We start from the raw sequence: 20,264 nt of genomic DNA on the forward strand, positions 1-20,264 counted from the left end.
GCTTTGGTGGAATGAAATGGCTCCCCGAGTTGGATTCGAACCAACGACCAAGTGATTAACAGTCACCTACTCTACCGCTGAGCTATCGGGGAGCAGCCCGTCAGGCAGGTGAGCGCCTATATGGGCCGTGATTCCGTTTGGCAAGTGTCGAATTGCAGGCTTTCGTCAAACCGCGAACTGTTCGGCCACGATGCGCTCGTCCAGCGCCTGGTGCGGATCGAACAGCAGGGTCATCTCCATGTCGCGCGCCACTTCGATATGCACTTCCGCCACGTCGCGCACTTCCTTCGAATCTGCCACCGCGGCCACCGGGCGCTTGGCAGGTTCGTTCACACGGAAGCGCACCTTGCTCCTGTCGGGCAGGATCGCACCGCGCCAGCGGCGAGGGCGGAAGGGACTGATGGGGGTGAGGGCAAGCATGTTCGAATCGAGCGGCAGGATCGGGCCGTTTGCCGAAAGATTGTAAGCCGTGGATCCCACCGGCGTCGAAAGCAGGATTCCGTCGCCCGCCAGTTCCGGAATGCGGACCCGGCCATTGACGGAAATCTCGACCTTCGCCGTTTGCCGCGTTTCACGCAGCAGGCTGACTTCGTTGATGGCGCAGTAGGTGTGCGTCTCTCCGCTCTGCGTCGTTACGTGCATGCGTAGCGGCAGCACCGACATCGGCTTGGCCTCGCTCAGCCGCTGACCAAGGCCGCTGGCACCGTGATAGCGGTTCATCAAAAAGCCTACGGTACCCAGGTTCAGGCCGAACACCGGACGGGTCTTGCCGCCATCCAGCATGGTGTGAAGGGTGTCCAGCATCGTCCCGTCGCCGCCCAGCGTGATGATCGCCTCGGCCTCGTCTTCGCTGACGAAATCGTAGCGACTGCGCAGTTCGTCGGCTGCCCGGCGGGCCCGGTCGCTTTGCGAATGGACCAATGCCAGCTTCTGGAATTTCGGGTTATCGCCTGCCACGAACTGTATCCTCCCGCCGTGCGTGGCGCGACCCTATGGAGCAGCGTCCCGATTTGCAACGGGACTGTCGGTTGGCAAGACTTACCCCGTGGATTAGGCCAACAGCCATCCATGCCGATACCCGTACAGATCCACGACCGCAGGCGCCGGACGGACCGCCGTCGCAGCGAGCCGCATCCCGTCAGCGAAGACCTTGCCGCCGCGCTGACGCACGATGCGGTGGAGATCCTGTTCCAGCCACAGTATCGCACCAGCGATGGCGCGCTGGCGGGTGCGGAGGCGCTGGTGCGGTGGGATCATCCGGAGCACGGCAGCCTTGCCGGCGATTCGGTGGTGGCGATCGCGCAGTCCGGGGGCATCGCCCGCAGGCTTGCGCGTTACATCGCGCGTATGGCCATGACGCAGGCGGCGCAGTGGCCCGATCACCTGCGCCTCTCCCTCAATGTCACGGCGATGGACCTGTTCGACCGGACATTTGGCGAAGACCTGCTGGACATGCTGGCAGGCACCGGCTTTCCCGCCCGGCGCCTTACGCTGGAAATCACCGAGCAGGCACTGGTGGCCGACCTCGACCGCTCGGCCGAGCGGCTGCGCGTGCTGGCGGAAAGCGGTATTCGCATCGCGCTCGACGATTTCGGCGCGGGGTTCTGCAATTTCAGGTACCTTAAGGTGCTGCCGCTCCATGCGCTGAAACTGGACCGCGCGATGATCGAAGGCATCGCGACGGACGAGCGCGATCTCGCCGTGCTGCGCGGTATCGTCGCCATGGCCCGGGCGCTGGATATCGCGGTGATCGCCGAAGGGATCGAAACGAGTGAGCAGCGCGAAGCGGTAAGGCGCGAGGGTTGCGAGACCTGGCAGGGTTTCCTGGGGGGCAGGCCGATGCCGGGTTCCGACTTCGCGAAACTTGTCGGCGCCTAACTGCCCTTCTTCTTGGCCTTGCGCACCACGTTGCTCAGGCCCTTGGTAAGCTGGAACAGCCCGTTCAGGCGGCTTTCCGGATCGCCCCAGGCGCGGTTGATCTGCAACTTCATGTCGGGCCGCAGCTTGGCCGTGCCCTTCAGCCGGTCGACATAGGCGACGAGGCCGACGGGATCGGGGAAGTTGTTCTCGTGGAACGTCACCAATGTGCCGCGCGCGCCCACCTCGATCTTGGCGATGCAGGCCTGGATAGCCTGGGCCTTGATCTCGATCAGGCGGATGAGGTTCTTGGTCGGCTGCGGCAGTTCGCCGAAGCGGTCGATCATCTCGGCTGCCAGCGCCTCGACTTCGCCTTGCCCCTCGGCCTGGTTCAGGCGGCGATAGAGCGCCATGCGCACGGCCAGGTCGGGCACATATTCCTCGGGGATCATGATGGGCGCATCGACGGTGATCTGCGGGGAAAGGCCGGTGCGGTCCGCTTCCAGCCCCACGTCTCCCGCCTTTGCGGCCATGATCGCGTCTTCCAGCATCGACTGGTAGAGTTCGAAGCCCACTTCGCGGATATGGCCCGATTGCTCGTCGCCAAGCAGGTTGCCTGCGCCGCGAATGTCGAGATCGTGGCTGGCGAGCTGGAAACCAGCGCCCAGCGAATCGAGATCGCCCAGCACCTTCAGCCGCTTTTGCGCCACTTCGGAAAGCGCCGTGTCCTTCTCGGTGGTGAGGTACGCATAGGCGCGGATCTTGGCCCGGCCCACCCGTCCTCGCAGCTGGTATAGCTGGGCAAGGCCGAAACGGTCGGCGCGGTGGATAATGATCGTGTTGGCGCTGGGCAGGTCCAGCCCGCTTTCGACGATAGTGGTGGAGAGCAGCACCTCGTACTTGCCCTCGTAGAAGGCGCTCATGCGCTCCTCGATCTCGCCCGCTGCCATCTGGCCGTGCGCGGCGATTACCTTCACCTCGGGCACGGTCTCGCGCAGCCAGTCTTCAAGTGCGGCCATATCCGAGATGCGCGGCACCACGATGAAACTCTGCCCGCCGCGATGGTGCTCGCGCAGCAGTGCCTCGCGGATCACCATGTCGTCCCATTCCATCACGTAGGTGCGCACGGCAAGCCGGTCGACCGGCGGGGTCTTGATGGTGGACAGTTCGCGCAGGCCCGTCATCGCCATCTGCAGCGTGCGCGGGATGGGCGTGGCGGTAAGGGTAAGGACGTGAACGTCGGCGCGAAGCTGCTTCAGCTTCTCCTTGTGGGTCACGCCAAAGCGCTGTTCCTCGTCCACGATCACGAGGCCGAGGTTCTTGAACTTCGTGTTCTTGGAAAGGATCGCGTGGGTACCGATCACGATATCCATGTCGCCCGATGTCAGCGCGTCCCGCGTGTCCTTCATCTCCTTGGCGGAGACAAGGCGCGAGAGGCGCCCGATTTTCAGCGGGAAGCCGGAAAAGCGATCGACGAAATTCTGGAAGTGCTGGCGGGCGAGGAGGGTGGTTGGGGCCACCATCGCCACCTGCTGCCCGTTCATCGCCGCGACGAAGGCGGCGCGCAGGGCCACCTCGGTCTTGCCGAAGCCGACATCACCGCAGACGAGGCGATCCATCGGTTTGCCGCTTTCGAGGTCGCGCAGCACATCGCCGATGGCCTGTTCCTGGTCCTCTGTCTCCTCGTACTGGAAACGGTCCAGGAATTGGTTGTAGCTGGCTTCTTCTGCCTCCAGCACCGGAGCCTTGCGCAGGGCGCGGCGCGCGGCGACTTCCATCAGTTCGCCCGCGATGGCCTGGATGCGCTCCTTCAGGCGGGCGCGGCGTTTCTGCCATGCTTCGCCGCCAAGCCTGTCGAGCGGCGCGCCTTCCTCGGATGAACCGTAGCGCGAGAGGACGTCGAGGTTCTCGACCGGGATGTAGAGCTTGTCGCCGCCCGCGTATTCCAGCATCACGCAGTCGTGCTGGCTCTTGCCCACAGTGATGGGTTCCAGGCCGAGGTACTTGCCGATGCCGTGGTCGACGTGGACCACAAGGTCACCGCGCGATAATGCCTGCAATTCGGCAAGGAAGGCGTCGGCATCCTTCTTTTTCTTGCGACGGCGAACGAGGCGGTCGCCCAGCAGGTCCTGCTCGGTGATGACTTCCAGTTCGTCGTTCGCAAAGCCGGTATCGAGCGGCAGGACCATTGCCGTCGTGCGGCCTTTTGCCGCCGCGCCCAGCGCCTCCTGCCAGGTTTCGGCAAGGCCCACGGGCGTGCCTGCTTCCTCGATGATCGAGGTAATGCGGCTGCGCGAGCCGGTGGAATAGGCCGCCAGCAGCGGTCGCCTCCCGGTCTTGCCCAAATCCTTGAGATGCGCGGCGGCGGCCTCGTACACGTTCTTGCCGGCGGAACGCTCGGGCGTGAAATCGCGTGCGGAGCGGAAGCCGAAGTCCACCACCTTGTCGCTCTCCGGCTCGGCGAAGATCGACGTGCGGTGGATAGGCCAGTCCCCCATCGCACTGCCGAATTCGCCCTGCGTCAGGTATAGCGATTGCGGATCGAGCGGACGGTAGCTGCCCTTGGCTTGTCCCGAAATATCGCCGCGCTGGCGGTGGTAATCGCTGATATCCTTCAGCCGTTCCTCTGCAGCGGGCAGCGCGCCGGAATCCATTACCAGCACGTCTTCCTTGCCCAGGTGGTCGAACAGCGTGGACAGGCGATCCTCGAACAGCGGCAGCCAGTGTTCCATGCCCGCCATGCGGCGCCCGTCGCTGATCGCCTCGTAAAGCGGATCCTGCGTGGCGTGCGCGCCGAACATCTCGCGATAGCGGCTGCGGAAGCGCTTGATACTGTCCTCGTCCAGCAAGGCTTCACTGGCGGGCAACAGCAGGTGGCTCTCGATGCGTTCGGTCGTGCGCTGGGTGCCCGGATCGAACAGCCGCAGGCTTTCCAGCTCGTCCCCGAAGAAATCGAGGCGCAGGCCCGCCTCCAGGCCGCTGGGGTAGATATCGACGATGGAGCCGCGCATCGCGAATTCGCCGGTGTCCACCACGGTATCGACGCGGGTGTACCCCTGCCTGCGCAGCAGCGCGGCCAGGCTCTCGTGCCCGATCTCGGTCCCCACCTTGAACTCGCGCACCGCCTCGCGGATGCGGAACGGCGTGAGCACACGCTGAAGCAGCGCGTTGATCGTGGTGACGACAAGCTGGTTCGCCTTCCCTCCGGATTGCAGCGAATGAAGGGCCGACAAACGCCGCGCGCTTACCGACAGGGCGGGGCTGGCGCGGTCGTAAGGCAGGCAGTCCCACGCGGGAAACTCGATCACCTGCAATTCGGGGGCGAAGAACTGTGTCGCATCGGTCACCGCGCGCATGGCCGCATCGTCGGGCGCGATGAACACCGCCCGCTTTTTCGCGGCCCGCGCCAGATCGGCCAGCACCATGGGCTGCGCGCCGCGCACCACGCTGGCGAGCGTGAGCGGCGACTTGGCCGACAGGGTACGGGAAAGATCGGGCATGAAGTTCTGGAAGGTTTAAGCGGCTGAGTGGTTCCGCCGCGCCTTGCCCTTAGATTTTCACATAGTCCAGCTTGCGCATGGCATCCATCTGCTGTCCGGCGAATTCGGCGGGCACATCCTGCGTGCCTAGCGCCCATGCCATGACATCCACATCGTCACGGTCCAGCAGCGCCTCGAACCAGGCCAGGCCGTCCTCGTCCCATTGGGCATGGTAGGTATCGAAATAACCGCCGAACATGTAATCCGCCTCGCGTGTCCCGCGGTGCCAGGCGCGGAAACGGGCGCGGTTCAGGCGGGTGGTGAGATCGGCTTGGTCGGTCATCGAAAACGGGGCCCCTCAGGCGAGAGGCCCCGTCTAGCCACTATGGCGCGCCGATCAAGGGTGCGTGTGGGTGTAGAGGGTGGTGGACTTTTCGATCATCCCTTCCATTTCCTCGCGCAGGGCTTCAAGCTGCGCCTCCCCGCCGACCATTTCCGTCAGAGCCTCGACAAAGGCCATCCGCCCTGCCGGGGCGTGGCTGTCGAAATTTCCCATGCCGCCGGGCATGTCGGCCACCGTGATGATATCGTAATCGGGGCTCATCATCACCCAGTGGATCGTCTCGGCCGCCGCACCCGATGCCTCGCGGGCAGGATTGACGTAGGTATCCATTACCTCGAGCCAGCGCTGCTCGTCGGCCCCGTCGGCAAACTTCAGCATCGTGACGGCGTAGGTCGTGCGCGGCTCTTCTGGCTCGTCCTGCGCAAAAGCCGGAGTCGCGGTGAGTGCGAGTGCCGCGGCACAGGCGGCAATCTTCAGAGATTCAAGCATAAAAGTCCCCCTATCGACCGGGAGTTCATCCCGGTTTTGAGCGACCCTCGAGAAGCGTATTACCACGTACCGCCCGATGGGCGAAATCGCAGGCGTTGAAGCTTTCGCGGCGGGTGCTTCGCATTGCCGCCGGAATTCACTAGAGCACGGTCATGCGTCCCGAAATCCTCATCCCGCTCTTTGCCGAGACCGACGGGCTCGATGGCATCGGGCCGAAGCTGAAGAAGCCGCTGGAGAAACTGGGCCTCACCCGTGTTCGCGATGTGCTCTACCACCTGCCCGAACGGTTCGTGGTGCGCCGCGCGGTGACGGATCTCGACGATGCGGGCGTGGGCGAACAGGTCGTGGTTGCGCTGGATATCGTGGAACACCGCGCCAGCCGGTCTCCGCGCGGGCCTTATCGTGTGATGGCGAGCGATGCGAAAGGCAACATCTGCGCGCTCACCTATTTCGGGCGGGCGAGCTACACCGCGAAAAAGCAGCTGCCGGTGGGCGAGAAACGCTGGGTGGCGGGTCGCCTCGACCAGTACGACCAGATGCTGCAGATCGTGCATCCCGATCACGTGGCGGAAAAATCCGAGCAGGCGATGGGGCAGATGGTGGAGCCGATCTATCGCCTGTCCGAAGGGCTGACCCAGCCGCGCATCACCAGCCTTGTCGAGCAGTCGCTGGAGCGCGCGCCCGAGCTGCCCGAATGGATCGAGCCGTCCATGTTCCGCCGCGAGGGTTGGCCTTCGTGGCGTCAGGCCATCGCGCAGGCGCACAAGGGAGAGAATGCGAAGGCGCGCGACCGGCTGGCCTATGACGAACTTTTCGCCAACGCGCTGGCGCTGATGCTGGTGCGAGAGAGCAACCGCAAGCGCAAGGGACAGCCCCTGCAAGGTGACGGACACCTGCGGGACAAGCTGCAACTGCCGTTCCCGCTCACCGGCGCACAGCGGCGCAGTATTGACGAGATCGCGGGAGACATGGCGCAAAGCTCTCCGATGCTGCGCCTGCTGCAGGGTGACGTGGGCGCGGGCAAGACGGTGGTTGCGCTGGAATCGATGCTGATGGCGGTGGAGGCGGGTGCGCAGGCCGCCATGCTTGCCCCCACCGAACTGCTCGCCCGCCAGCATTTCAAGACCCTGCGCGACATGGCGCGGCCTACAGGCGTTGAAATCGCCCTGCTGACGGGCCGCGACAAGGGGAGGGCGCGCGAGTCCATCCTGATGGGGCTGCTCGATGGCTCCATCGATATCGTCGTCGGCACCCATGCGATCTTCCAGCAGAGCGTCGCCTACAAGAACCTGGGCCTGGTGGTGATCGACGAACAGCACCGTTTCGGCGTTTCGCAGCGGCTGATGCTTGCGCAGAAAGGCAGGGTCACGCCGCACACGCTTGCGATGACGGCAACGCCGATCCCGCGCACGCTGGTGCTCGCCAATCACGGGGAGATGGAAGTCAGCCGTCTCGACGAATTGCCGCCCGGCAGGCAGGCTATCGACACCCGCGTGCTGCCGGTCGACCGGCTGGAAGATATCGTTGCTGCCATTGGTCGCCACATGGAAAGCGGGCAGCAGGCCTACTGGGTGTGCCCGATGGTGCGCGATAGCGAGACGATGGACGACGACATCGCCGCCGCCGAGGCGCGCTATGCTGGCCTGAAGGAGCGTTTCGGCGATGACGTAGTGCTCGTCCACGGCCAGCTTGCGCCGGAGCAGAAGGACGCCGGCATGGCGCGCTTTGCTGCGGGCGAGGCGAAGGTGCTGGTCGCCACCACGGTGATCGAGGTGGGCGTCGACGTACCCAATGCCACACTGATGGTGATCGAGCAGGCGGAGCGCTTTGGCCTTGCCCAGCTGCACCAGCTCCGCGGCAGGGTAGGGCGCGGCAGCGAGAAATCGACCTGCCTGCTGTTGCGCTCCAGCGAACTGAGCGAGACCGGCCAGAAGCGCCTCGAACTGATGAAAAGCAGCCAGGACGGCTTCCTTCTGGCCGAGGAAGACCTGAAACTGCGCGGCGGCGGCGAGCTGCTCGGTACGCGGCAGAGCGGGGAGGAAGGCTTCTCCATCGCCACGCTGGAACAGGTGACCCGGCTGCTCGACATGGCCAATGCCGATGCGAAGATGCTGGTGGAACAGCAGGGCGGCCTGGCCAACCCCGAACGCGGGGAGGCGGCGCGCACCGTGCTTTATCTGCTGGAACGCGACTGGGGCGTGCAGACACTGCGCGGTGGGTAGCTGACAAAAACCGGATTGCGCGGCGTTCAAATCGGAGTAATCAGCAGCTTCCGGCTGGTCGAGCAGGAAGGGCCTGCAGCAAGCCTGGTGGATTTTTCCCATATATGATCTTTGACCGGGTCAAGCCGCTCGACGCCATCCTGGCGACGGCAGAGCGCAAATCCTTGCATCGCACACTTTCCGGCCTCCAGTTGATGCTATTCGGCGTCGGTTGCATCATCGGCACGGGTATCTTCGTCCTCACCGCAGCGGGTGCGCAAAAAGCCGGGCCGGGCCTGATGCTGGCCTTCCTGATTGCGGGCGCTGTCTGCATCGTTGCCGCGCTCTGCTATGCCGAAGTGGCGGCAATGATCCCCGTGGCCGGGTCCGCCTATACCTACACCTATGCCTCGTCGGGCGAATTCCTCGCCTGGACCGTGGGCTGGGCGCTGATCCTGGAATATGCCGTTGCCGCCAGCGCGGTTTCCGTCGGCTGGTCCGGCTATTTCAGCGGCACGATCCTGCAGGAATTCCTGGGGCTCCAGTTACCGCCGTGGCTATCTGCTGGGCCGCTTGCGCTGGGCGGCGCTCCGGGCGGCCTGATCAACCTGCCCGCCATGATCATCGCCTTGCTGGTGACCTGGCTGCTGATGATCGGGACTAGCGAAAGCGCGCGCGTAAATGCCGTGCTGGTGGCCATCAAGGTGGCGGCGCTGACGGCTTTCGTGGCCCTGACGCTGACCAGCCCCGAATTCGACACCGCACGTTTCAACCCGTTCCTGCCCGCCGGCGTGCTGGGCGAATTCGGGTCGGGCCTTGGCGCGGTGGGCGCGGCGGCGACGATCTTCTTCGCCTACGTCGGTTTCGACGCGGTATCCACCGCGGCCGAAGAAACCAAAAATCCGCAGCGCAACGTGCCCTTCGGCCTGATCGGATCGCTGCTGTTCTGCACGGTCTTCTACATCCTGGTTGCCGCCGGGGCGATCGGAACGATCGGAGGCCAGCCCATCATGGGGCCGACCGGAGTGCCATTCCCCGCGGGAAGCGAGGAACTGGCGCGCCAGTGCGCCATGCCGCAATATGCCGCCGCCCTGGTGTGTTCTGACGAAGCGCTGGCTCATGTGTTGCGCCAGATCGGGTTCTCCGGGGTCGGCAACATGCTGGGCATCGCGGCCTTCCTCGCGCTGCCGTCGGTCATTCTGGTGCTGATCTTCGCCCAGACCCGCATCTTCTTCGTGATGAGCCGCGACGGGCTGCTGCCCGAACGCCTGAGCGCCGTGCACCCCAAATGGAAGACGCCGCACGTCGTCACAATGATGACCGGCCTCGTGGTTGCCATCGGCGCGGCGTTCTTCCCGGTCGGCCTGCTGGCAGACTATGCGAACGCCGGCACACTCTATGCCTTCTTCATGGTCGCGGTGACGGTGATGGTGCTGCGCAGAAAAGATCCCTTGCGCCGCAGGCCTTTCCGCATGGCTGGCGTGTGGATCATTGCGCCCCTGACGCTGGCGGGTTGCTTCTACCTCTACCTCAACCTGCCCTGGCAGGCGATCCTGGTACTACCGGCATGGGGCCTTGTCGGGCTGCTCGTCTATTTCGGTTACAGCCGCCGCCGCAGCCACCTGGGCCGGGGCATTGTCGAAGTGGTCGACGAAGTCGGGGGCGAGGAGACCGCAATTCCGATCCACGCTCCGGACTGACGAGGGGCAGGGCACTCCTGCGCTTGCCAAATGGTTCGGCGGGGCTAGTCTCCGCCGAAACCATTTGCCGGAGTGCCCACCCTTGACCAACCGTTTTCTCGCCGCATCCGCCCTGGCGCTGGCTGTCGCCGTGCCGCAGCCGCTCTTCGCACAGACAGCCGAGGACGATTTCACGCAGCTGCGCGAGGAAGTGTGGCAATGGACGCTCGACAATTCACCATGGCTGTCCACCAGCATCGGCGACCGGCGCAACGATGGCGACCTGGGCGATCCCTCCCTGGAAGGTTACGAGCAGCAACTTGCCGAAACCCGTGAATACCTCGCGCGGCTTGAAGCCATCGACGAGGACGCGCTGCCCGAAAACCTCGCCATCGATTATGCGCTGATGGCACGCGATTTCCGCGATACGATCGAAGCGTCGCAGTTCGACCAGACCCGCTACATCACTTTCACCAACCGCGGCGGGCCGCAGGGGGCGATTGCCGGGCTGCCCTATTCCTCGCCGCTGTTCACCGTGGCCGATTACGACAGTTACCTGACGCGGATCGAGAGTTTTCCCGCCTATATCCAGGCATTTATCGCCCGCAATGAAGGCGGTATCGAGCGCGGGCTGACGCAGCCGTGCGAGCCGATGGAAGGGTACGCGGATTCGGTCAGCGGCCTGATTGCCGAAACGCCGGAAGATTCGGTCTGGTGGCAGGCGTTCGACACGCGCCCTTCGGCGATCGCGGAAAGCGACTGGGCGGACCTGCAGGTGCGCGCCCGCACCGCGATCAGCGACGGGGCGTTCGAAGGGCTGGGCACCTTCCTTGAATACTACGAGGATAAATACGCCCCCAACTGCCGTGCCGGCGCATCGCCCGGCATCGGCGAGACCCCCGGTGGGCAGGAATACTACGCCTACCGCGTGCGCAGCTTCACCACCACCGACATGACGCCGCAGGAAGTTCACGACCTGGGCCTGTCCGAAGTGGCGCGCATCCGGGCCGAGATGGAAGCCGTGGCGGCAGAAGCCGGTTTCGACAGCCGCGAAGAGTTCATCGAACACCTGCGCACCGATCCGCAGTATTACCCGACCGACGAGGAAAGCTACCTGGCAACCGCCGCGGCGCTGGCCAAGGAAATCGACGGGTGGATGCCCCGCCTGTTCGGCAAATTGCCGCGCCTGCCCTATACGGTACAGCCGATCCCCGCCGCCAGCGCTCCGGGCAATACCACCGCCTATTACGAAAGCGGATCGCTCTCCACCGGACAGCCCGGCATCTACCGCGTAAACCTGACCGAGCTCGATCAGCGACCGCTGTGGGAATTGCCCGCACTCGGCGTGCATGAGGCGGTACCGGGCCACCACCACCAGATTTCGCTGCAGCAGGAACTGGATATCCATCCCCTGCGCGCCAACGGTACTTTCTTCACCGTGTTCGTGGAGGGCTGGGGCCTTTATTCGGAGCGGCTGGGCATCGAGATGGGCCTCTACGATACGCCGGCGAAGCAAATGGGCAGGCTTTCCTACGAGATGTGGCGGGCCAATCGCCTCGTCGTCGATACCGGACTGCATGCCCTGGGATGGACGCGCCAGCAGGCGGTCGACTTTATGCTGGAAAACACTGCCCTGTCCGAAGGCAACATCAATGCCGAGGTCAATCGCTACATCACCTGGCCGGGGCAGGCGCTGGCATACAAGCTGGGCGAACTGAAAATCCGTGAACTGCGTGCCCGCGCGGAAGAGGCGTTGGGCGAGGATTTCGACTTGCGCGCCTTCCACGATACGGTGCTGGAAAACGGCTCGGTCCCGCTCGATGTTCTGGAAGCGCACGTGGACGCATGGATCGCGAGCGAACTGGCAGCTTAGGTTTTCCTACAGTTTGCAAGGTGGGCGAGGGGGGAAGGAATGCGCTTCTTTCCCTCTCATCTCTCTCATCCCGCCTCGCATCCTGCGCTTTCCCACCCCCCGCTTTTCTTGACACCAGGACTGTGTTCCATGTGTTCCAGGTTAGTTGGAATTGCGGGTAATCGCGCAGTTGCCACCGGTTCATCTTGCCTGCCCTACGCCGCGCCCCTAAACGGCTCCCGAATTCTCGATACAAGGCATCAGTCCTCCCAGTGAAGTCCTCCACGTGATCCTCTCCCCCTTCGAATGGACCATTGCCAAGCGCTACATGCTGCCCGGCCGCAGCGAAGCCGTGATTGCGCTGGTGGCGGGCATATCCATCACCGTGGTCATGCTGTCGGTCGCCATGCTGGTGATCGTGATGAGCGTGATGAACGGCTTTCGCGCCGAACTGCTCGACCGCATTACCGGGCTGAACGGCCATGCGGTGGTGCAGGCCTATGGCGGCAGGCTGGAAAACTGGGAAAACGTGCTGGAGGAGGTGCGTAACACCCCCGGCGTCGTCGAAGCGTCCCCGTTGATCGAACAACCGCTGCTCGCCACCTACAATGGCCGGGCCGAGGGTATCTTCGTGCGCGGCAACACGGCCGAGGATATCGACAAGATGGCGGAGAACGTCGTCGTCGGTGACATGTCGAAGCTGCAGCCCGGCTCGCGCAACGTGGCTATCGGGTCGCGCCTGCAACAGAATCTTGGCATCCGCCTTGGCGATACGCTCACCATCATCAACCCGCAGGGCCGCCCCACGCCGTTCGGAACGGTTCCGCGCCAGATCGGCTACACCGTCACGGCGGTGTTCGAAGTGGGCCTCTACGACTTCGACGAGCGCTTCGTCGTCATGCCGATACCGGAGGCGCAGACGCTGCTGATGATCGGCGATTCGATTTCCATGATCGAGGTGCAGACCGAAGACGCCGACCGCGTGAACGAGATCATGGCGCCGATCCAGGCGAGCCTGAACGGGCGCGCAGTGGTGACGGGGTGGCAGGACATGAACGCCAGCCTGTTCGAGGCCTTGCAGGTAGAGCGGGTGGCCATGGCCTTTGCCCTCGGTATCATCGTGCTGGTTGCTGCTTTCAACATCCTGTCCTCGCTGGTGATGCTGGTGCGATCGAAAACGCGAGACATCGCCATCATGCGAACTATGGGGGCGACTCGGCGAAGCCTGCTCAAGATCTTCGTAACCACCGGTTCCATCGTGGGCGTGATCGGCACACTGTCGGGCGTTACCCTGGGCTTGCTGGTCCTGCTGTTCCGCCAGCCTATCGTGGAATTCATCAGCTGGGCCTTCGGCGTCGAGCTGTGGGATCCCTCCGTCCGGTTCCTGACGGAGCTTCCGGCGCGGACCGATCCGATAGAGGTGCTGGTAATTGCCGGTTCCGCCATGGGGCTGGCTTTCCTCGCCACGCTTTATCCGGCGTACCGGGCGTCGAACACCGACCCCGTAGAGGTGCTGCGTTATGAATAGTCCGGCGCCGGTCATTGCCCTGCGCAACCTTGCCCGCAGCTTCGAGCAGGGGGGCGTGCGCATCGATGTGCTGCGCGGCGTGAACCTGCAGATCGCTCCCGGCGAAATCGTGGCGCTTCTCGGCCCTTCCGGCTCCGGGAAGTCGACCCTGCTCCAGGCCGTGGGGCTGCTGGAAGGCGGCTTCTCCGGCCAGATCCAGTTGGCGGGGACCGAGGCAAGCGACCTGGACGCTGCCGGTCGCACGACCCTGCGGCGCGAGCATCTGGGCTTTGTCTACCAGTTCCACCACCTGCTGCCCGATTTCAACGCGCGCGAGAATGTCGTCCTCCCGCAACTGCTGCTGGGTGTAAGCCGCAGGGATGCCGAAACGCGCGCGAATGAATTGCTCGGCGCGCTGGGGCTGGAACATCGGCTCGACCATCGGCCCAGCCAGCTTTCCGGCGGTGAACAGCAGCGCGTCGCCGTGGCCCGCGCGCTGGCGAACAAGCCGAAGCTGGTGCTGGCAGATGAGCCGACCGGCAATCTCGACGAGAAAACGGCCGACCGGGTGCTGTCCGAGTTCCTCGAGCTCGTGCGCGGGCAGGGAAGTTCCGCTCTCGTCGCCACCCATAACGAGCGGCTTGCCGCGCGCATGGACAGGGTGGTGCGCCTGCACGAAGGGCGCATAGCCTAGGGAAACCGGCAGGCTTCACGAACGTTGATCGGGCAAAGGAGGAATTTTTCCAATGACCGACCATCCCAGCACCTACAAGGCCGAAGACACCCACCGCCCCGGCATCCAGTGGGACGACCGCGCATTCCTGCATCACGTCGGCGATGGCGGCGGCCTGCTCGATGGCGCCAAATCCATTCGTGACGGGACTTTCGCAGATCTGATCCGGCACATCATGATGATGCCGGAAGACAGCCAGAAGAATTACTATATCCAGAAGGCCGGCGACCGGAAGTTCGAGTATCAGGAGATCGTGAACCTCTACAACAGCGAGGCATTTCCGCGCGGCAAGTGACTTGCGTGATCGGCGGCGCTCGTCCAGCCTGTCCGGCGGGACGATAATCGAGGGGCTGCCATGTCTTTCTTCGCCGCAATCACCCTCTTTGCTGCCCTGATCCAGGAGGTTCAGGCGGAGCAGTCGCTACCGCCACCAACTCCCGATCCATGCGCGGCCCAGCAGTATTCCGCTTTCGACTTCTGGGTCGGTGAGTGGGAAGTCTTCAGAACCGGCACCGAAACGCAGGTCGCCACTAGCCGTATCGAGAAGGTCAGCAACGGCTGTGCCATTCGCGAGACGTGGATGCCCTTGCGCGGCAGTGGCGGCGCCAGCCTGACCACGCTCGACCCGCAAACCGGCACGTGGCACCAGCTCTGGGTCGGCGCGCAGCCGGGCCGGGTGTTCTTCGAAGGAGGTCCGGTTGCGGGCGCGATGGTGCTGACGGGGTACTGGGGCCGCACGCCGGAGGGAGAGCCGAACCTCGTTCGCATGACTTACACCGCGGCGGACGATGGCTCGGTTCGCCAGCACGGGCAGGCCAGCGCAGATCACGGTATGACCTGGAGCGACAGTTTTGATCTCACCTACCGCCCAAAGTCGGGCTAACCATTTTACTGCTCCTCGCGGATAGGTGAGGCAAAGCCGCGAGGAGGCTGCATTGCTCGAAGCACTCAACACCTGGATCTTGTCGCTTGGCGCGCAGTACAATGTGAACCCCTATATCTTCGGGGCGATCTACGTCGGGGCGATCCCGTTCTTCCTCGCTTCCATCGCATGGCTGGTGAAGCGTGCCAGGGCAGGGCGCTCCACCGTGGCCCCGACGATGCTGGCAGGGTTCTTCTTCGTTTCTGCCTACATCTACCTCGCCATTTTCGGGCAGGACATCCCGGTTTGGGTGTGGATTTTCCTCGCGGCGCTGATTGCCTACGGGGCGTGGTCCACTATCCGCGATACGCGCAGGAAAATCGCTGCTGCCAAGGCGGAGGAGGCGGGGGACAGCGCTACCTGACCGCTTGGCGAATCCGGCGCGGATGCGCATATTGCCGCCATGCCGTTTTCGCCTTTCGTCCCCCTGCGCGTGCTTTCCAGCTATTCCATGCTGGAAGGCGCGATCGATCCCAAGGCCATCGCCAAGCTCGCGAAGGAAAAAGGCTTTCCCGCCATCGCCATTTGCGACCGTAACGGGCTCTATGGCTCCAGCATGTTTGCGGGGGCCTGCAAGGGTGAAGGTATTCAGCCGATTGTCGGGACAATGCTGGGCGTGCTGGCCGACGATGGCGAAACGGTCGATCATCTCCCGCTGTTCGCGCAGGACGAGGACGGGTGGAACAACCTGTGCCACCTCGTCTCCGCCGCGCACCTCGATCGCCCGCTCGAACGGATCCCGCATGTCAGCATGGCGCAATTCAATGGCCATACCGACGGCCTGATCGCCCTCAGCGGTGCCAGTGAAGGCGCGATCACACGCCTGCTGGCGGACGGCAAGGAGCGCAAGGCCTACGAGTTGGCGGATCGCCTGGGTGCGCTTTTCCCGCAGCGATTCTACATAGAGCTGGCCCGGCGCGGCAATCCGGTGGAGGACGCGGCGGAGGAGGGCCTGCTCGACCTCGCCTATGCGAAGAACATTCCGCTCGTAGCCACCAACCCTGCCAACTTCGCAGAGCCGCACATGCACAGCGCGCACGACGCGATGTTGTGCATCGCCAATTCAAGCCAGATCGACAGCGATGACAGGCCGACGTCCAATCCGGAAGCCTACGTCAAGTCCGCCAGCATGATGGAGGAACTGTTCGCCGACTTGCCCGAGGCGGTGCAGAACACGCTTGTCATCGCCCAGCGCTGCGCCTTTGCGCCGCCGCGTCGCAAGCCGATCCTGCCCAGCCTTGCGGGCGACCTCGAGGGTGAGGAGCGGATGCTGGAGGAAGATGCCCGCCGTGGCCTTGCAGCGCGTCTGGAGCAGTACGAGGAACTCTCGGACGAGGAACTGAAGACCTATACCGACCGGCTCGATTACGAAGTCGGCATCATCAGGAACATGGGATTTCCCGGTTACTTCCTGATCGTTGCCGACTTCATCAAATGGGCGAAATCGCAGGGTATTCCGGTGGGTCCGGGCCGTGGTTCGGGTGCGGGCTCGCTGGTGGCATGGGCGCTGACGATCACCGACCTCGACCCGATCCGGCTTGGCCTGCTGTTCGAACGCTTCCTGAACCCGGAACGGGTTTCCATGCCCGACTTCGATATCGACTTCTGCGAAACGCGGCGCGGCGAAGTGATCCGCTACGTGCAGGAGCGGTACGGCAAGGACAAGGTCGCCCAGATCATCACCTTCGGCAAGATGAAGGCGCGCGCCGTGCTGCGCGATACCGGCCGCATTCTGCAGATGCCCTATGGCCAGGTGGACCGGCTCACCAAGATGGTGCCCAACCATCCCACCGATCCGTGGACCCTGCCGCGTACCCTGAACGGCGCCGCCGATTTCAAGCGCGAATACGACAACGACAACCAGGTCAAAAGGCTCGTCGATCTGGCGATGAAGCTGGAGGGGTATCCCCGCAACTCCTCCACCCACGCGGCGGGCGTTGTGATCGGGGACCGGCCGCTCAGCCAGTTGGTGCCGCTCTACCGCGATCCGCGGTCGGACATGCCGGTAACCCAGTTCGATATGAAGCACGTGGAAGACTCGGGTCTGGTGAAGTTCGACTTCCTCGGCCTGAAAACCCTCTCCGTGCTGCGCAAGGCGGTGGACCTGCTGAAACGGCGGAACATCGGGATCGATCTCGACACGCTGGCGTGGGACGATCCCGGCGTGTTCGACCTTCTGAAGCGCGGTGATACGGTGGGCGTGTTCCAGCTGGAATCGGAAGGGATGCGGCGCACGCTGACCGCTGTGAAGCCGACCAAGTTCGAGGACATCATCGCGCTCGTCTCGCTCTATCGTCCGGGCCCGATGGACAACATCCCCAGCTTCGGCAAGCGCAAGGCGGGCGAGGAAGAGATCGTCTACCCGCACGAGAAGCTGGCGGGCATCCTGGAAGAGACCTACGGCATCTTCGTCTACCAGGAACAGGTGATGCAGGCCGCGCAGATCCTGGCAGGATACTCGCTGGGCGATGCAGACTTGCTGCGCCGCGCGATGGGCAAGAAGATCCAGGCGGAAATGGACGCCCAGCGCCTGCGCTTCTGCGAGGGCTGCAAGGAAGTCAGCGGCATCGAGAAGGACGAGGCCAATCGCCTGTTCGACTTGATCGACAAGTTCGCGGGCTATGGCTTCAACAAGTCGCACGCGGCGGCCTACGCGCTGCTGAGCTATCAGACGGCGTGGCTGAAGGCGCATTACCCGGAAGAGTTCTACGCCGCTTCGATGTGCTTCGACATGCACCAGTCGGAAAAGCTGGCGGTGTTCGTGGACGATGCGCGCCGCAACGGCGTGGACCTGCTGCCGCCAGACATCACCCGGTCGGAGGCCGAGTTCATGGTCGAGCAGACCGACACCGGCCATGCTGTTCGCTATGCGCTTGCGGGCATTCGCAACGTGGGCGAACGGGCGATGGAAATGGTGGTTGCCGAGCGCGAGGCGCATGGCCCCTTCGAAAGCCTGCAGGACGTGTTCAAGCGTCTGCCCGCCGGATCGATGAACCGCAAGCAGCTGGAAGGGCTGGCAGGCGCGGGCGCGTTCGATCGGTTCGAACCGAACCGGGCGAAGGTAATGGCCAATGCCGACATGCTGCTGGCGGTGACCGATGCCGCCAACCGCGAACGCAGCAGCGGGCAGGCCGGACTGTTCGGCGGCGAAGACGACGCTGAACCGGACCTGCGGCTCGTCGATGCCGAGGCTTGGCCGCGGTCCGAACAGATGAATGTCGAAAAGGACGTCTTCGGGTTCTACTTCGCCGCTCACCCGGTGCAGGAATTCCGCGAAGTCGCCTCTGCTAACGGCGCGCGCAGCTATGCCGCCCTGATGGAGGGCGGCGTGGACGGGGGCAGGGCGCCTGCCGTGATGGCCGCCATGGTGGAAAGCGTGAACAAGGGCCGGACCAAGCGCGGCGCCGAGTTCATCCGCGCCGATTTCTCGGACAGTTCCGGCCAGTTCAGCGCTGCCTGTTTCGAGGAATCGCTGGTCGACAGTTTCGTGCAGTGGGCGCAGGACGGCACCTGCGTGCTGCTCAACGTCGAACTGGATTCGCCCAACCCCGATGATCCGCCGCGCGTCACGGTGCGCGGGGCAAGGCCGCTTTCGGAAGTGAAAAGCTCCGCCAAGATGCAGCTATCTGCCGACGTGCACCAGGCCGATGCGATCACCGCGCTCGCCGAAATTCTGGAGATCGGGCGGGCAGGCCACGGGGAGGTCGTGCTGCACCTGCGCCTTGGGGAAGAGCACGAGCCAAAGATGCTGCTGGGCAGCGACTTCAAGCTTGGCGGTGACATGGTGGACAGGCTTTCGGCCATTCCGGGGCTCAGCAACGTGGCTCTCACCCCCATCCGCGGCGTGGGGCACCTCCGGCTTGTTGCATGACCCGTCGCGCGACTGACGCTATCGAGGATCTCACGGCCAAGGAGAAGGAGGCGCTCCGCCTCCTGCTTGCCGGGCACGATGCCAAGTCCAGCGCGCGCGAACTGGGATTGTCGGTCCACACCGTCAATGATCGCCTCCGCAACGCCCGCCGCAAGATGGAAGTGTCGAGCAGCCGGGAGGCCGCAAGAATCTTGGGGGATGCCGAGGGGGCGCCACCCCAACCGCATGCGCACAATGAAATGGGGATGGCGAACGAGAGCGCACTCCCTGATCCTGCAGACCTCGATGAAACACGCCAGCGCGGGCCTTCCAAGGCTGTCTGGCTAGCAGGAGGAATGCTCACCATGTCCGTACTTATCGCAATAGCCGCCGTCACTCTTATGACCGGCGATGCTCCGGCCAACACCGAAGCAGCGACCGCAAATGCTTTCGAAGAGAGCGAAGACGCCATGCCGGCAAGTCGCGACGCGGAATCGATGGCCGAAGCCGAAGCCTTTCTTGCAGAGGTGGATGCAGGCGACTGGGAAGGCAGCTGGGAAGTTGCGGGCGCATACTTCCAGTCTGAGGCATCAGTTGCCGAGTGGGCAGCCATCATTGACCCGGTCCGCACGCCGCTGGGCGCGGTGGACGCGCGCAGCATTGCGACTGTGCAACGCGCCTCCACGCTGCCGGGCGCACCGGAGGGCGAATACGAGGTGTTGCAGTTCAATACGCAGTTCGCCGGGCGAGCCGAGCCGGCAATCGAAACCCTGATCATGCTGCAGGGCGCGGATGGCTGGCAGGTCACCGGATATTTCATTCGCTGATCGCACCGCGCGGCCGGGACCGCACGAGCAAACAGCACGCGCAGCAGTTTTGAAGCAGACAAACAAAAAGGGCCGGGATTGCTCCCGGCCCTTTTCGTTATTGTGTCCGTCGTGGACTTACATGCCCGAACCCGGACCGTAAGTGATTTCCACGCGGCGGTTCTGCAGCTCGCGCACACCGTCGGCGGTGGGAACGCGCAGGTCGTTCTCGCCGAAGGCTTCGCTGGAGATGCGGCCGCCGGGGATGCCGCGACCCGTCAGGTACTGACGGACCGAAGCGTTGCGACGCTCTGCCAGGCCCATGTTGTAGGTCGCGGTACCCGAGGTATCGGTGTGACCTGCCAGCATGATGGCTGCGGTGCCACAATCGCCGTAAGCGGTGATGGCGGAGTTGAGCACGGTGGCCGCTTCCGGAGTGATGGTCGACTCATCCCAATCGAAGAACACGATGTAGGGGCCCTGCTCACACACTGCAGCTGCCGGAGGAGGCGGCGGCGGGGGCGGCGGGGGCGGAGGAGGCGGCGG

Annotated in this window: 16 protein-coding genes and 1 tRNA gene; 11 read left to right on the forward strand and 6 right to left on the reverse strand. The window is 64.1% G+C overall.

The window, feature by feature from the left end; genetic code table 11:
* Positions 1 to 17 precede the first annotated feature (17 nt).
* Positions 18 to 92 (reverse strand) — tRNA-Asn (locus D2V07_RS16695).
* Between the two features lie 73 nt (positions 93 to 165).
* Complete coding sequence (locus D2V07_RS16700; protein WP_119588038.1) at positions 166 to 957, reverse strand: NAD kinase; 792 nt, start codon at positions 955 to 957, stop codon at positions 166 to 168.
* A 111-nt stretch (positions 958 to 1,068) separates the two neighbouring features.
* Between D2V07_RS16700 and D2V07_RS16705 the strand changes: the two genes are divergently transcribed.
* Entirely contained in the window at positions 1,069 to 1,878 is an 810-nt protein-coding gene (locus tag D2V07_RS16705; RefSeq protein ID WP_158586872.1) for an EAL domain-containing protein, read from the forward strand.
* Here the strand turns inward: D2V07_RS16705 and mfd are convergent.
* Genes mfd through D2V07_RS16720 form a run of 3 tightly spaced genes read right to left on the reverse strand, consistent with a single transcriptional unit; the run spans position 1,875 to position 6,168 of the window.
* Positions 1,875 to 5,357: a transcription-repair coupling factor gene (gene mfd / locus D2V07_RS16710; RefSeq protein WP_119588040.1), complete on the reverse strand. Its 3,483-nt coding sequence runs from the start codon at positions 5,355 to 5,357 to the stop codon at positions 1,875 to 1,877. The two genes, D2V07_RS16705 and mfd, sit on opposite strands and share 4 nt — an antisense overlap.
* A gap of 49 nt (positions 5,358 to 5,406) precedes the next feature.
* Complete coding sequence (locus tag D2V07_RS16715) at positions 5,407 to 5,679, reverse strand: FAD assembly factor SdhE (protein ID WP_119588041.1); 273 nt, start codon at positions 5,677 to 5,679, stop codon at positions 5,407 to 5,409.
* Between the two features lie 54 nt (positions 5,680 to 5,733).
* Positions 5,734 to 6,168: a hypothetical protein gene (locus tag D2V07_RS16720; protein ID WP_119588042.1), complete on the reverse strand. Its 435-nt coding sequence runs from the start codon at positions 6,166 to 6,168 to the stop codon at positions 5,734 to 5,736.
* A 152-nt stretch (positions 6,169 to 6,320) separates the two neighbouring features.
* Between D2V07_RS16720 and recG the strand changes: the two genes are divergently transcribed.
* The 10 genes from recG to D2V07_RS16770 all read left to right on the forward strand — a co-directional run bounded on the left by recG (position 6,321) and on the right by D2V07_RS16770 (position 19,739).
* The gene (recG, locus tag D2V07_RS16725) at positions 6,321 to 8,390 is read left to right on the forward strand and encodes an ATP-dependent DNA helicase RecG (RefSeq protein WP_119588043.1); all 2,070 of its coding nucleotides are present in this window, start codon (positions 6,321 to 6,323) and stop codon (positions 8,388 to 8,390) included.
* 104 nt (positions 8,391 to 8,494) lie between these two features.
* A complete protein-coding gene (locus D2V07_RS16730; RefSeq protein ID WP_119588044.1) occupies positions 8,495 to 10,069 on the forward strand; it encodes an amino acid permease in 1,575 nt (524 codons plus the stop codon).
* Between the two features lie 82 nt (positions 10,070 to 10,151).
* Positions 10,152 to 11,921, forward strand: a complete 1,770-nt coding sequence (locus D2V07_RS16735) for a DUF885 domain-containing protein (RefSeq protein WP_119588045.1) — start codon at positions 10,152 to 10,154, stop codon at positions 11,919 to 11,921.
* A 265-nt stretch (positions 11,922 to 12,186) separates the two neighbouring features.
* Positions 12,187 to 13,428: a lipoprotein-releasing ABC transporter permease subunit gene (locus D2V07_RS16740; RefSeq protein WP_119588046.1), complete on the forward strand. Its 1,242-nt coding sequence runs from the start codon at positions 12,187 to 12,189 to the stop codon at positions 13,426 to 13,428.
* Complete coding sequence (locus D2V07_RS16745) at positions 13,421 to 14,101, forward strand: ABC transporter ATP-binding protein (RefSeq protein WP_119588047.1); 681 nt, start codon at positions 13,421 to 13,423, stop codon at positions 14,099 to 14,101. The genes D2V07_RS16740 and D2V07_RS16745 overlap by 8 nt, the downstream gene beginning before the upstream one ends.
* A 52-nt stretch (positions 14,102 to 14,153) precedes the next feature.
* Positions 14,154 to 14,435 carry a hypothetical protein gene (locus tag D2V07_RS16750; RefSeq protein WP_119588048.1) on the forward strand — a complete coding sequence of 94 codons (282 nt, stop codon included), beginning with the start codon at positions 14,154 to 14,156 and terminating at the stop codon, positions 14,433 to 14,435.
* 60 nt (positions 14,436 to 14,495) lie between these two features.
* Positions 14,496 to 15,023 (forward strand): hypothetical protein, encoded by a 528-nt coding sequence (locus D2V07_RS16755; protein WP_233548489.1) that lies wholly within the window; start codon positions 14,496 to 14,498, stop codon positions 15,021 to 15,023.
* Positions 15,024 to 15,075: 52 nt separating this feature from the next.
* Positions 15,076 to 15,426: a hypothetical protein gene (locus D2V07_RS16760; protein WP_119588065.1), complete on the forward strand. Its 351-nt coding sequence runs from the start codon at positions 15,076 to 15,078 to the stop codon at positions 15,424 to 15,426.
* Between the two features lie 39 nt (positions 15,427 to 15,465).
* On the forward strand, positions 15,466 to 18,933 hold the full coding sequence (dnaE, locus tag D2V07_RS16765; RefSeq protein WP_119588049.1) for a DNA polymerase III subunit alpha: 3,468 nt from the start codon (positions 15,466 to 15,468) through the stop codon (positions 18,931 to 18,933).
* Positions 18,930 to 19,739, forward strand: coding sequence for a helix-turn-helix domain-containing protein (locus tag D2V07_RS16770; protein ID WP_119588050.1), 810 nt, complete (start codon positions 18,930 to 18,932; stop codon positions 19,737 to 19,739). The genes dnaE and D2V07_RS16770 overlap by 4 nt, the downstream gene beginning before the upstream one ends.
* Before the next feature lie 117 nt (positions 19,740 to 19,856).
* Here D2V07_RS16770 and D2V07_RS16775 read toward each other — a convergent pair.
* Positions 19,857 to 20,264, reverse strand: a 408-nt coding sequence (locus D2V07_RS16775) for an OmpA family protein (protein ID WP_147367052.1), incomplete at its 5' end; no start/stop codon positions are given.

The organism is Aurantiacibacter zhengii (genome assembly GCF_003584125.1).
In the GTDB taxonomy this organism is placed as follows: domain Bacteria; phylum Pseudomonadota; class Alphaproteobacteria; order Sphingomonadales; family Sphingomonadaceae; genus Alteraurantiacibacter; species Alteraurantiacibacter zhengii.

What these genes read in the sequence shown, in the direction of transcription:
- D2V07_RS16770 (WP_119588050.1), top strand. Translation starts at nt 18,930, where the DNA reads ATGACCCGTCGCGCGACTGACGCTATCGAGGATCTCACGGCCAAGGAG.
- D2V07_RS16730 (WP_119588044.1), top strand. Translation starts at nt 8,495, where the DNA reads ATGATCTTTGACCGGGTCAAGCCGCTCGACGCCATCCTGGCGACGGCA.
- D2V07_RS16750 (WP_119588048.1), top strand. Translation starts at nt 14,154, where the DNA reads ATGACCGACCATCCCAGCACCTACAAGGCCGAAGACACCCACCGCCCC.
- D2V07_RS16745 (WP_119588047.1), top strand. Translation starts at nt 13,421, where the DNA reads ATGAATAGTCCGGCGCCGGTCATTGCCCTGCGCAACCTTGCCCGCAGC.
- D2V07_RS16755 (WP_233548489.1), top strand. Translation starts at nt 14,496, where the DNA reads ATGTCTTTCTTCGCCGCAATCACCCTCTTTGCTGCCCTGATCCAGGAG.
- mfd (WP_119588040.1), bottom strand. Translation starts at nt 5,357, where the DNA reads ATGCCCGATCTTTCCCGTACCCTGTCGGCCAAGTCGCCGCTCACGCTC.
- D2V07_RS16705 (WP_158586872.1), top strand. Translation starts at nt 1,069, where the DNA reads ATGCCGATACCCGTACAGATCCACGACCGCAGGCGCCGGACGGACCGC.
- recG (WP_119588043.1), top strand. Translation starts at nt 6,321, where the DNA reads ATGCGTCCCGAAATCCTCATCCCGCTCTTTGCCGAGACCGACGGGCTC.
- dnaE (WP_119588049.1), top strand. Translation starts at nt 15,466, where the DNA reads ATGCCGTTTTCGCCTTTCGTCCCCCTGCGCGTGCTTTCCAGCTATTCC.
- D2V07_RS16720 (WP_119588042.1), bottom strand. Translation starts at nt 6,168, where the DNA reads ATGCTTGAATCTCTGAAGATTGCCGCCTGTGCCGCGGCACTCGCACTC.
- D2V07_RS16715 (WP_119588041.1), bottom strand. Translation starts at nt 5,679, where the DNA reads ATGACCGACCAAGCCGATCTCACCACCCGCCTGAACCGCGCCCGTTTC.